Source organism: Burkholderia sp. Bp8963 (genome assembly GCF_003854275.1).
Classification (GTDB): domain Bacteria; phylum Pseudomonadota; class Gammaproteobacteria; order Burkholderiales; family Burkholderiaceae; genus Burkholderia.
The window spans coordinates 39646-51572 of the sequence record NZ_QTQP01000053.1 but is presented as its reverse complement, the minus strand read 5'-3'; the positions used below and the strand labels follow the sequence as shown (position 1 = coordinate 51572).

At 61.2% G+C, this 11927-nt stretch carries 9 protein-coding genes and 1 pseudogene; 7 read left to right on the top strand and 3 right to left on the bottom strand.

Annotated elements, in window-relative coordinates:
• The 6 genes and pseudogenes from DID96_RS30795 to DID96_RS30770 all read left to right on the top strand — a co-directional run.
• Positions 1 to 120: pseudogene (locus DID96_RS30795) on the top strand (IS30 family transposase); the annotation flags it as partial.
• Positions 121 to 540: 420 nt separating this feature from the next.
• Positions 541 to 741: a hypothetical protein gene (locus tag DID96_RS30790; RefSeq protein WP_124602997.1), complete on the top strand. Its 201-nt coding sequence runs from the start codon at positions 541 to 543 to the stop codon at positions 739 to 741.
• 90 nt (positions 742 to 831) lie between these two features.
• A complete protein-coding gene (locus DID96_RS30785) occupies positions 832 to 1131 on the top strand; it encodes a hypothetical protein (RefSeq protein WP_185732418.1) in 300 nt (99 codons plus the stop codon).
• Positions 1121 to 1429: a lasso peptide biosynthesis protein gene (locus tag DID96_RS30780; protein ID WP_124602995.1), complete on the top strand. Its 309-nt coding sequence runs from the start codon at positions 1121 to 1123 to the stop codon at positions 1427 to 1429. Before DID96_RS30785 ends, DID96_RS30780 begins: the two co-directional genes overlap by 11 nt.
• A gap of 137 nt (positions 1430 to 1566) precedes the next feature.
• Positions 1567 to 3513, top strand: a complete 1947-nt coding sequence (locus tag DID96_RS30775) for an asparagine synthase C-terminal domain-containing protein (protein ID WP_124602994.1) — start codon at positions 1567 to 1569, stop codon at positions 3511 to 3513.
• Positions 3514 to 3523: 10 nt separating this feature from the next.
• Positions 3524 to 5329 (top strand): ABC transporter ATP-binding protein, encoded by a 1806-nt coding sequence (locus DID96_RS30770; RefSeq protein WP_124602993.1) that lies wholly within the window; start codon positions 3524 to 3526, stop codon positions 5327 to 5329.
• 114 nt (positions 5330 to 5443) lie between these two features.
• Here the strand turns inward: DID96_RS30770 and DID96_RS30765 are convergent, their stop codons facing one another.
• Genes DID96_RS30765 through macA form a run of 3 tightly spaced genes read right to left on the bottom strand, consistent with a single transcriptional unit; the run spans position 5444 to position 10083 of the window.
• Positions 5444 to 6865, bottom strand: coding sequence for an efflux transporter outer membrane subunit (locus DID96_RS30765; RefSeq protein WP_124602992.1), 1422 nt, complete (start codon positions 6863 to 6865; stop codon positions 5444 to 5446).
• A gap of 12 nt (positions 6866 to 6877) precedes the next feature.
• Positions 6878 to 8890: a MacB family efflux pump subunit gene (locus DID96_RS30760; RefSeq protein WP_124602991.1), complete on the bottom strand. Its 2013-nt coding sequence runs from the start codon at positions 8888 to 8890 to the stop codon at positions 6878 to 6880.
• Between the two features lie 2 nt (positions 8891 to 8892).
• Positions 8893 to 10083, bottom strand: a complete 1191-nt coding sequence (gene macA, locus DID96_RS30755) for a macrolide transporter subunit MacA (RefSeq protein ID WP_124602990.1) — start codon at positions 10081 to 10083, stop codon at positions 8893 to 8895.
• Between the two features lie 686 nt (positions 10084 to 10769).
• Between macA and DID96_RS30745 the strand changes: the two genes are divergently transcribed.
• Positions 10770 to 11906, top strand: a complete 1137-nt coding sequence (locus tag DID96_RS30745) for a branched-chain amino acid ABC transporter substrate-binding protein (RefSeq protein ID WP_124603000.1) — start codon at positions 10770 to 10772, stop codon at positions 11904 to 11906.
• Positions 11907 to 11927 lie beyond the last annotated feature (21 nt).

Below are 11927 nucleotides of genomic sequence, written 5' to 3'. Positions count from 1 at the left end.
GCCTATTCCCAGGCCAAGCTCAACGCTGTTGCCAGGCGGCTTAATGAGCGTCCGCGAAAAACACTAGACTTTGATACACCGGCTGAGCGTTTTCATCAATTCGTTGCATCGACGGGTTGAATCCGCACCCAACACATGTCGTTCAATCTGGAAGTCGAGGTGCGGTCACTAACTCAATCAAAACATACGCGCCAAGAAAAGGTTGGCAATCTGTTCGCTGCATATCCCCATCTCGTCTACGCAAGTCCGAATGCGGAGTCAGGAGCGCACCGAACTCGTCACGTTCATTCACAATCTGAAACAGTTCGACTCGATGCAATAGATCAATTCCAAGCAACCGAAACCTTCTTGAATTTCAGCCTCGCCAATTCGAGACCATTCCCACCAAGCACCCGCCCTTATCTCTTAATTTAAAATCCGGCCCGTCATCTCTAATAATGAGATAACCACTCGATCCACACCCAACACAATCACTCGCTCCGCGTGATTCGCCCCCAAAATAAATTGTTTACTTTCAACCAAATTTGCGAGACATTACATTTGCACTTCAATCAAGGCGACGAAGTGTTGTTCCAGAAGCAATTGATCATCAATGCCTCTTTACCCAAGGAGAATGAAATGATTGCAGTGCCGATCCAACCAACCAAGGTCGTTTCCTATGGCTCATTTCTGGCCGTCATCCTGTCGAAAAAATCTTCTCCCGGAGATGGAATCTTTGGGCGCGGCGTGAAGGGCATGTAGCAGCCAGCGCCGTCATCCATCATTGAAACGTGGCACGCACCGGGATGCGTCTCGGCTGCGTGTCTCACGAACGCTCAAATGGTTAGCGGTATGTCGCATAAGCACTCGAAAAACCAGGACTCGAAACTGCTGTATCCGAACCCTTCCCTCGAATTCGTCTCTGTTGACGATGAGGCTATTTTTTATAGTGGAGCCAAGAATGGTTATTTTGGTGTATCTGGTGTAGCAGCAGATATCCTGGCGATTTTTCAAGGAGCGTATGCGGGGTTGAGTTTAACGGATCTCATCGACGAAATTTCGCGCGGTCGATCATTGGGCCCCGAAGATAAGCAGCTAATCCTGAACGGCGTCGCCATCTTAATTGATCTGGGTGCCATATATGAAAAATGAAAGCGCATACATCTTTCTCACCCATAGCCTCGTGCGATCCTTTTTACTCGGCCAGCCAGTAAGCGACGCCTATCTCGGCATCTTCAAATCAATCTATCCCGCCGCTGTCAGAGGGGAATTCGCGGACGCACCCAATCATATCGACCAAACTTATCTTCAGGAAGTCTGCGATTCCATTTACCAAGCGGACCTGCTCGAAGTTGGTACCGCGTCGTGCTATTCGGCGAGCATCGTTGTTCAATCATTGGCATTTTTGCACGGCATTCCAAGCGACATGGTGATCGGTGTAAAAAAGTAGGATGAGAAGATGGTCGGCCACGCATGGGTCGAACTGTCTCGCAAGGAATCAAGGTCTGAAATCGTCAATCCGGGGCGCATAGATTTGAACGAATATCGTGCGCTAACTCGCATGAATCCTGAAACAGCCGTTGCGGAATGGGTGACCTCGATATGAAATTTTGGACAGTGATGGTAAATGCCTCCCCTGAAGACGTCGACGCCTACATCAACGATATGCTCGATGCCCTCGCCGATGTCCAGGTCGAAAGCGCGAAGAGAATGGATCGCAGCTGGGCGACCCTGATCACGACGGATGTACACCTGCGCGAACCCGGGTCTTGCGGCCCACGACACGTCGAGACCTCGAATGGCGACACGGCCTATAGCGGCTGGTTACGCGACCTGACCAAAAATGTGCTGCATACGTCCTTCCGACAAGACGCACTTACGCTCGATCCTTCGGAAGGCGCCGTAATTGGAGAATTTAGCTATGCGTCGATTCATCCCGATCGCGCCATATTGATGACCGACCATTATGCGACGCACCCAATTTATTACTGGCGCGGTAAATGCGGGCTATGGGTGGCGAGCAATGATCTGAGGCTGCTCTTGCTGTGCCGTCTCGTGCCGCTGGAAATCAGGCGCGAGTCGTGCCTCGAACTCCTGACGCAATCCGTCATGGTCGGAGAAAATGAACTGGCCGAAGGAGCGACGTTCTTCGAAGGCGTGCTGAAGATGCCAGCGAGCACCGTACTACATATTGACAGAACAGGGCAGACGTTCAGGTTGACGCGTGCGCGCGAGGACACCGCGTTCCCGCTCGATGGCGCATTCTCTCATCGAGAAGACTTCGAGCAGGCATTTCGAGCACGTCTGAATGCATGCGTGCACGACCGTATCGAGGCAGGCGCAAACGGGATCATGCTTAGTGGTGGCGTCGACTCTAATACCATCCTCGGCGCAAGCCTCTCGGTCCACAAACGCATCGCGCCGTTCTGCGCAAACATGAGCTTTAGGGATGCAGATCTCGCGATGAGTCAGGATGACAAGCTTGTCGAAGCGCTGGTTCGACATACCGGCACGCCTCATCGAATCATCTATGCCGATGATTTCCTGCGTCTGCCGATGTCGAACGATGCCTGCGCCTATGTCGACGGTCCCGACGCGGCCGCCAATCCACTCGCCAAGGAAGCCTGCGCATGCGTATTTCAGAATCACGACGTTTCGCTCGTCATGACGGGCGAGGGAGGCGACGTCATTCTGGGCGAGTCGATGCATCCCTGGATTCTTGATTCGATTCGCAAGCATGATGGGATCGGGGCACTCCACAGTTACGTGACGGAAAACCTCGGCGCTCGGGCTTTCTCGCGAACCTACTTTCGCAAGGTGCTCACCTCATTGTCGCCACGCTTGGGGCGGCTTGAATTGCTCAAGAAGGAATCGGCCGGAGAGTACCCGCAATTGCCCGACTACCTCGGGGAGAGTCTGCGTGAGGCAACGCGGCGCTATACGCGCTCCGTGAACGCGCACTTGAAGCGTTCGCGTACCCGTTACCTTGGCCACGACTACATCAGGGCGATGCTCTTTCCACGGGCCACGTACTTCGACACCTTGAACGTGTACTGCACCCACTCTCATCCGTTTCTCGATCCGAGGATGATCTCGTTTGCGCTTGCGTGTCCCCCACACTTTCACCACGATTACAGACGCCTCGATCGCGCAAATCCCTACGCGACGTCGAAAATGCTGGCGCGAAATGCCTATCGCGACATCCTGCCGGATTTCGCAACAGGGAAAAAAAGCAAGACCAGCTATGCACTGATGGCGCGCCGGATGTTTCATAACAGTGCGAGGGCACTACTGCATTTGACCAATCGACCGATGCTTCTGAATGACTGGGAGCTTGTCGATCAAGCCCGTTTCCGTCGCCACCTGATGGCTTACATTGTCGCGACGGAGGATCCAAACGCCCAACTCGGAACTCGGTATCACTACATTCGCGGCGTGACCGACCTTGAGTCCTGGCTCATGAAATTCTCTGGAGCGCGGACCTCAGTCGTCAAACATTTGAAATTCCGTCCACTGCGAGCCCTTGCTGGCTAAGCCTAACGACATGAAAGTCCGGGAAATCCTGCGCAATCTCCGCGAGGCGTTGTCGCTGCTGTGGCGAGCGGCACCACGCGCGCTGAGCCTCGCCATCGTGTCGAACCTCGTCGTTGGCGCCATACCGAGCGTGCTGCTCTACATCAACGCGCAGCTCATCGAGCGTCTGATATCTAATGCGGCCACCGCGGCTGTCATGGCGCTCGTCGTCACCTATTTCATACTCGGCGGCTTTCACGATGGGTTGAACGCGATCTCGAGCTTCATCGTGGACACGCTGCGAGATTCGGCCCGCATGCTGCTGAAGCGAGATGTGAACGCGATCGTCGCGACATACCCGACTCTCGCCATTCACGAAGATGCCGAGCTGCGCGAAACGGTGATTCTCGCGGCCGGCGCGAGCGACGAGGTGGGCGACCTTGTCCTGCATCTGTATGCTGTGTGCGTCGGAGCCGTGATGATCGTTCCGATCCTGTTTCTGACAGGGCAGACGGCGTGGTGGATTCCCTTCCTGATGCTGGCCGGCATGGTGCCGACCGTATTGTTCCGTGCACGAGCCGAGCGCGAGAGCTGGAATGTCCAGGAACATCATGCGGCAACGTTCAATCAGCTGCGCATTCTCGAACGAATCTTGACGCAGCCCGAATTTGCCAAAGATTTGCGCATCTACAGAATGCAGAACCGTCTGCTGGCCACGTGGCAGGGCCTCTACGACAACTATCTCGAGACCCTCAAACGAATACGCACACGTAACGCGCTCAAGCTTGCTGCGACGTCACTGACGGCGAGCGTCTGCCTCGGCGCGCCGCTTTATGTCGTCATCGAAGGATTCCAGCTCGGCAAATTCAGCATGGCCGAGCTCGCTTTCCTGCTCGGGGCGCTCGTTCAGCTGAAGGACGGGTTGGCAGCGATCATCTACAACTTCGGCGACCTGTTGCGCGTTTCCTATGCCGTACATCCGTTCCGCAAGCTGGTCTCCCTTCACGCTGCGGGACGACAGGCCACCGACGGTGCCCGCAGGCCGCTACCGGTGCGCGAGACATCGGCGGCCGCGCCCTGCGTGACCCTGCGCAACGTGAGTCTGCGGTATCGCAATGCCGAGCGCGCGGCCCTCGATCAAATCGACCTGGAAATTCGCCATCGGCAAATCGTCGCGATCGTTGGTGAAAACGGCGCCGGCAAGACAAGCCTGCTCAAGTTGTTGAGCGGTCTCTACGAGCCGACGACCGGCGAGCTGGCGTGGTCGGCGGCCCACGATCCTCCTCGTGTGGTCGGTGTATTTCAGGACTTTGCGCGCTTTCCTCTCGACGTGCGCTCGAATCTCGTCGAGCGCGATATGCGACAAGTCGACGGATGCTTGCAGGCGGTCGGCCTCGATTTCCTTGGCCGCCACCCGGATACGCCTTTGACCACCGAGATGGCGGGCGGAATCGACATCTCAGGTGGACAGTGGCAAAGGCTGGCTATCGCGCGTGCGATGGCGCATGCCAGCGAGGCCGACTTGCTCGTCTTCGACGAGCCAACTTCGGCGCTCGATCCGGAGTCCGAGGCGGACATCATGCGGCTCATTCTCAAGCTCGCCGAGCAACAGACGGCAGTCATCGTCAGCCACCGCCTCGCGCTGACGCGGTTCGTTGATCGCATTCTTGTGCTCGACCAAGGCCATCTCGTCGAGGAAGGAACTCACGACGAACTCATCGCGCGAAACGGCAAGTACGCGCGGATGTTTCATAGTCAAGCGATGTTCTATCAGGATAACGTTCCGGATTCGGAGAATCTTGCACGGACTCGATCCGAGAACCCTTATCAAAATTAGCCTGGTGCGTATGTCGGTACCAGTATCGCGATCTCGGTAGCAAACCGGCGATCTTCAAGTGTCACTGAGCATGGTCGAATCCGGTGTACGTGGGTCGGGGGAGCTGGAATCAGGTCAGTGATCACCGCCGCCCAGCACCCTGTATAAATTCATCCGGTTGTTGAGCCGATTCAAGCGGTTTAGGGCGTCGGCGCTCTGCGCGTCGCGCAGCCGCTGCTGCTCGTCGAGCCACGGCCGTACGCCAGTCGCGCCGGCCACGAATCGGGCTCGCGCGAGCGCTTCCGCACGCCGGGCCTGAGCAATCGACAGTGTACGCTGTTCACCCTCGCGTTCGAGCTGCACGCGCGCGGACAGCGCATTCTCGACTTCGCTCAGTGCGGTGTAGAGCTGCTGACGGAAATTGACAACGGCTTCCTCGTACCGCGACTGCGACACCTTGATCTGCAGTTGCATCGTATTCCACTGGACGAACGGTAGCGTGAGCCCGACGCCGAGCGTCGCGACAGGATTCGACAACACGCGCTCGAGGCTCGCGCTCGACGTGCCGACCAAACCCGTCAGCGTGAACGCCGGATAGAAGCTGGTGCGGGTGACGTTGACGTTCGCAAGCAATTCGCGCAGCCGGAATTCCGCCGCGCGCAGATCCGGGCGGCGGCCAAGCAGATCCGCGGGCAAGCCTGCAGGCACAGCCGGCAGCGGCCGGTCTGGCAGCTCGGCCGGCTCGGCAGCCTGTGCCTGCGGCGGCCTGTCGAACAGGATCGCGAGCGCATGACGGTTCTCAGTGCGCTGCTGGATCAGTTGCGTCTGGGCCGCGCGCTGCGCGGACAGGTTCTGTTCCGCCTGCGCAATGTCGAGCCCGGACACCGCGCCCGCCACGTGCCGCGCACGCACCAGCGCGAGCGTGCGCTCCGCATACGAGATATTTGCGTCGCCAAGCCCGATCTGCTGATTCAGATAGCCGATCTGCCAGTACAGTGCGGCTATCGTGCCGATCAACGACAACCGTGCCGCGTCTCGGTCGGCCTGCGTCGCGTCGGCTTCCCAGCGCGCTGCGTCGCGCTGCGCCGCGAGCTTGCCCCACAGGTCGAGCTCGTAGCTGAGAGCACCGGACAGGTTGCTCGTGCGCGACATCCGGTGCGAGTCGAGCGTGCGCGACACGCTGCCGTCGCCGCCAAGTGTGACGCTCGGCGTCAGATTGGTCGCGACGAGTCCTGCCTGCAACCGCGCGCGATAGGCGCGAATCGCGGCTGCGGCAAGATCATTGTTGACGGCGAGCACGTCGTTAATCAACTGGTCGAGCCCACGGTCGCCGAAACCGCGCCACCAGTCTGCCGGGATCGGTGCCGCGGCGGAGGGCGCGGATGTGACGGAGACAGCAGCGGGAAGTGTCTCCGGCGTCGCGTCGTACACGGTCCAGTGCGCGGGCAGGTTCACGACGGGCGGCGGCTGGCGACGCGCGTTCGAACAGCCTGTGAGCAGTGCGGCGGCGCATGCGACGGGGAGTAGGCAGCGGAGGGCGATCGGGGGGCGAATCATCGTGGCGTCACCTCAATCGCGCGCGAGCGCGTCGATCGGATCAAGCCGCGCGGCGTTGCGCGCAGGCATGAAGCCGAATATGACGCCGATCAGCGTCGAACACAGGAACGCGGTGACGATCGAACCGACGGAGAACACCATTTTCCATTGGGCGACAAACAGCGAAAAAATGAAACTGGCGCCAAACGACAGCGCGATTCCGATCACGCCGCCCATCAGACACACCACCACGGCCTCGACGAGGAACTGCTGCATGATGTCACTCTGCCGCGCACCGACCGCCATCCGGATGCCGATCTCGCGCGTACGCTCGGTCACCGACACGAGCATGATGTTCATGACGCCGATCCCGCCTACGATGAGCGAGATCAACGCAATCAGCGACAGCAGCAGCGTCAGGGACCGGCCCGTCTTCTCGGCCGTCTTGACCACACTGTCCACGTTGTACGTGAAGAAATCCTTGCGACCGTGGCGCTGCGTCATCAGCGCCACGAGACTGTTCTCCGCCGCATTACTCGGCTGACCGTCGCGCACCCGTACCATGACGCTGTCGAGATGGCGTTGGCCAAACAGCCGACCACTCGCGGTTGTGTACGGCACCCATACGTTCAGGTTCTTCATGTCACCGAACGCGCTTCTCTTGTCCGCCGTTACACCGATCACGACGCACGGAAGGTTGTCGACGAGGATCACTTCGCCGAGCGGGTCCGTGTTCGCGCCGAACAACTTGCGTCGCGTGTTCTGGTCGATCACCGCGACCTGCGCCTGGCGGCGCAACGCGTCGGGCCCGAAGCCGATGCCCTGCGTGAACCTCATTCCGCGTACCTGAAAGTAGCGTTCGCCGACGCCGCTCACGAGCGCGTTGACATCGATGTTCCGGTAGCGCAGCAACAGGCTGCGCGATGTCTCGGGCGTCACGCTGTCGACGTAGTGCTGCTCGGCGAGCGCGGTCACATCGTCGGGCACTAGCGTCTGGATCGTGCTCGCCTGGGTATCGCCCCAGTCGCGGCCCGGGTAGACGCTGATCGTGTTCGGGCCGATGCTGGCGATCTCGTCGAGCATGTAGCGTTTCGCGCCTTCGCCGATCGCGACAATCGACACGACTGACGTAATGCCGATGATGATGCCGAGCATCGTCAGGACCGTGCGCAGCCGGTGCGACACGAGCGCGAGCCATGCCATCCGGAACGCCTCGGCAAAGCGGCCGGCGCTAGCCGACCATCGGCGCCCCCTCGGCGGCGGTGGGGCGGCAAGCGCGTCCGCGGGCGCGGCGGTGGAGACGCCGCCGCCGGCCAATGTGTGGACGGTTGCGGCGGCGGCCGGCGAGTCCGCGGCCTGCAGGTTCGGCCGATCCGCAACGATCTCACCGTCGCGGATCTCGATGATGCGGCGCGCGTATGCGGCGATGTACTCGTCGTGCGTGACGATGATCACCGTATGGCCGAGCGCGTTCAGCTCGCGCAGAATCCGGATCACGTCCTGGCCGCTTTTCGAATCGAGTGCGCCGGTCGGCTCGTCGGCGAGGATCACTTCGCCGCCGTTCATCAGCGCGCGTGCAATACTGACGCGCTGCTGCTGTCCGCCCGACAGCTGGCTCGGCCAGCGCCCGATGTGCTCCGCGAGCCCGAGGCGCCTGAGCAGGTGCGCTGCGCGAGCACGGCGGGCGGCCTGCGCGCTGCCCGCATAGATGGCCGGTATCTCGACGTTCGCCGCCGCGTTCAGGTGAGGCAGCAGGTGGTAGCGCTGGAAGATAAAGCCGAACCGCTCGCGCCGCAGTTGCGCAAGTTCGTCTCCGTCGAGGTTGCGCGTCTCGCGGCCGTCGACCCGGTAGCGGCCAGCGCTCGGGTGGTCCAGGCAGCCGAGAATGTTCATCAGCGTCGACTTGCCGGAACCCGACGCGCCGACGATCGCGACGATCTCGCCCGCGTCGATCGACAGATTGACGTCCTTCAGCACGACCACGTCCCGGTCGCCACCAGGAAAGCATCGCGAGACGTCGGTAAGCTGCAGCAGCGGCCGGCCCATTGTCAGAGCCTCGAGTCGGAGAGCGCGTCGGGCGCATCGGCCGCGTCGCCAATCACGACGCGCTCGCCGACCTTCAGGCCGTCGCGCACTTCAACCTTCACATTGTTGTTCAACCCGACGCGGACCTGTCGGGTGACGACCTTGTCATCGGCGCCATGAACGCGCACGGCATACCGTCCGTCCGGCGCCTTCGGCCCGAGCGCGGCGACCGGGATGTTGAGCGTCTGGTGCGCCGTACCAAGCAGCACGCTGACCTGCGCGGTCATCGAAATGCGCAGCCGGTGGCCGGGATTCGGCACCTCGAACAGCGCGTTGTAGAACACGGCAGTATTCGGCCTGGCCGAGCCGCCGCCCATGCCGCCGAGCGAATTCTGCGTGTCGAGGAAGTTCTGCGGTGCGGGTTCGATCGTGCGCAGCTTACCGTAGTAGCGCTTGTCCGGCTCACCGAGGATCGTGAAATACGCGATCTGGCCGGAATGCACACGAACCACGTCGGCTTCGGACACCTGTGCCTTCACGGTCATCGTGTCGAGGTCGGCAAGCTTCAGGATCACTGGCGCTTGCTGTTGCGCGATCACAGTCTGGCCTTCCTGCGTGACAATCGCGACGACTTCGCCGTCCATCGGCGCAACGATTCGCGTGTAGCCGAGGTTGGCCTGTGCCGTCTCGATCTGGATGCGGGCCGCGCGAATCTGCGCGTCGAGCGACGCGAAGTTCGCGCGTTGCACATCGAGCTCGGCCCGCGCGGCTTCGTAGTCCTGCTTCGAGGTTGCGTCGTCCGCCAACATCTGCCGCTGGCGGCGGAGCGTGAGCTCCGCCTGCACGAGCTGCGCGGCCGTCGCGCGTCTCTGCGCGACGAGGTTCTGCTCATGGGTTTCCGCCTGACGCAGCGCGTTCTGCGAGATCACCGGATCGATCTCCGCGAGCCACTGTTCCTTCTTGACCTTGTCGCCGAGCTTGACCTTCAGCGACTTGAGCTGCCCGGACACCTGCGCACCCACGTCGACCTGCTTGAACGCCTGCAGCGTACCCGTCGCGAGCACCGCGTTCTCGAGATTGCCGCGCTCGACCTTCGCGGTCAGGTATTGCGGACGCTCGTCCGGCGCGAGCCAGCGCCACGCGAGCGCGGCGAGCAGGGCGACGACGGCAAGGCCGGCAACCGCGTAGCGCCAGCGGCGGGAGGATTTCTTCATGAGAGCGGTGTGAGTCGGGCTTGTGCTAGCGGGCAAATGTAATGAAATCGAAATTAATCGATTAGGATACAGAAAGCCAGCAAGAGTTCACCGCAGCGGTCAATCTTCGCTACTAGTCCGTACTCCACGAGGAGAGGGGTTGTGTCGCAAATGCCCGTGCAAGGTGCGGGCAAAAATCGTTCATAGGCGTTCTCGCTATAAATCTCGCTATAAACCCGTCATGAATTGACGCGATCGGGAATAGGGAAAGCCGATCGATCCGAACGTGTACACGCCGTATCTCGGAAAGATGTCGATGATGGGCGTGTCGGCGCGCCCTCACGTCTTGGCGCGTGTGCGCACGCGGAATGACGATTTCAGCACATATCAGGGTTATCGACGATATGCCGAAATCGTCGCCGCCCGCGCTCGGAACGCGCAAGACGCTCGCATTTTCGCTACCTAGACTTCGCTTCACGGTCACGAGACGACCGACGGCCATCCCGGCATGCGCCCCGCATCGAATGCCGCAATCGCCATGCGGTACGCCGATTTCGGCATAACCGACCCACCCGGGACTGGCGAACCGGGGCGCGACGCGCGGCATGACCGCTGCGCCCGCCGCGCAGCCGACGCGTCTCGCCCGGTTCACCGCCGCCGGCCCCGGTCCGGCGCCGGCCCAACCACGCCATAAAGGGGAAGTGAAAGTGAAGCTGAAGGTATCGCACGTCGCGCTGGCCGCCGCCTGCGCACTGTCGGGCGCCCACGCCAGCGCCGCCGACGTCGTCAGGATCGGGTTCGCCGCGCCGCTCACCGGCCCGCAATCGAACTACGGCACGGACATGCAGAAAGGCGTGCAACTCGCGATCGCCGATTTCAACGCGACGCATCCGACGATCGGCGGCAAGCCGGTCACGTTCCAGCTCGACTCGCAGGACGACCAGGCCGACCCGCGCACCGGCACGACCGTCGCGCAGCGCCTGATCGACGACAACGTCAGCGGCGTCATCGGCCACTTCAACTCGGGCACCAGCATCCCGGCGTCCGACCTGTACGATCGTGCCGGGCTGCCGCAGATCTCGATGGCCACGTCGCCGCAATACACCGCGCGCGGCTACAAGACCACCTACCGGCTGCTGACGAGCGACGCGCAGGCGGGCCGCATCGTCGGCACCTACGCGGTGAAGAGCCTGCACTTCAAGCGCATCGCGATCATCGACGACCGCACCGCGTACGGCCAGGGCATCGCCGACGAATTCGCGAAGGCCGTGCAGGCGGCCGGCGGCACGATCATCAAGCGCGACTTCACGAACGACAAGGCGCTCGATTTCTCCGCGATCCTGACCAACCTGAAGGGGATGAATCCCGACGCGATCTTCTACGGCGGCGGCGATGCGCAATCGTCGCCGATGATCCGGAAGATTCGCCAGCTCGGGATCAAGGCCGCGTTCGTGACGGGCGAGATGTCGCGCTCGCCGACGTTCCTGAAGGTCGGGGGCGAGGCAGCCGAAGGCGCGATCGTCTACATGGGCGGGCTGCCGAACGAGAAGATGCCGGGCTTCGCCGGTTACGCGGCACGTTACAAGGCGCGCTTCAACGAAGACGTGATCACGTACTCGCCGTACTCGTACGACGGCACGATCGCGCTGCTCACCGCGATGAAGGACGCGAACTCGACCGACCCGAAGGTCTATACCCCGTATCTCGGCAAGGTATCGGTCAAGGGCGTGTCGGCCCCCAGCATCGCGTACGACGCGAAGGGTGACCTGAAGGATGCGCCGGTGACGATCTACAAGGTCGAGCGCGGCGCGTTCAAGCCGGTCGACACGATCGCCGGCAACTGACGCCGCACCTGCCGCGATGCG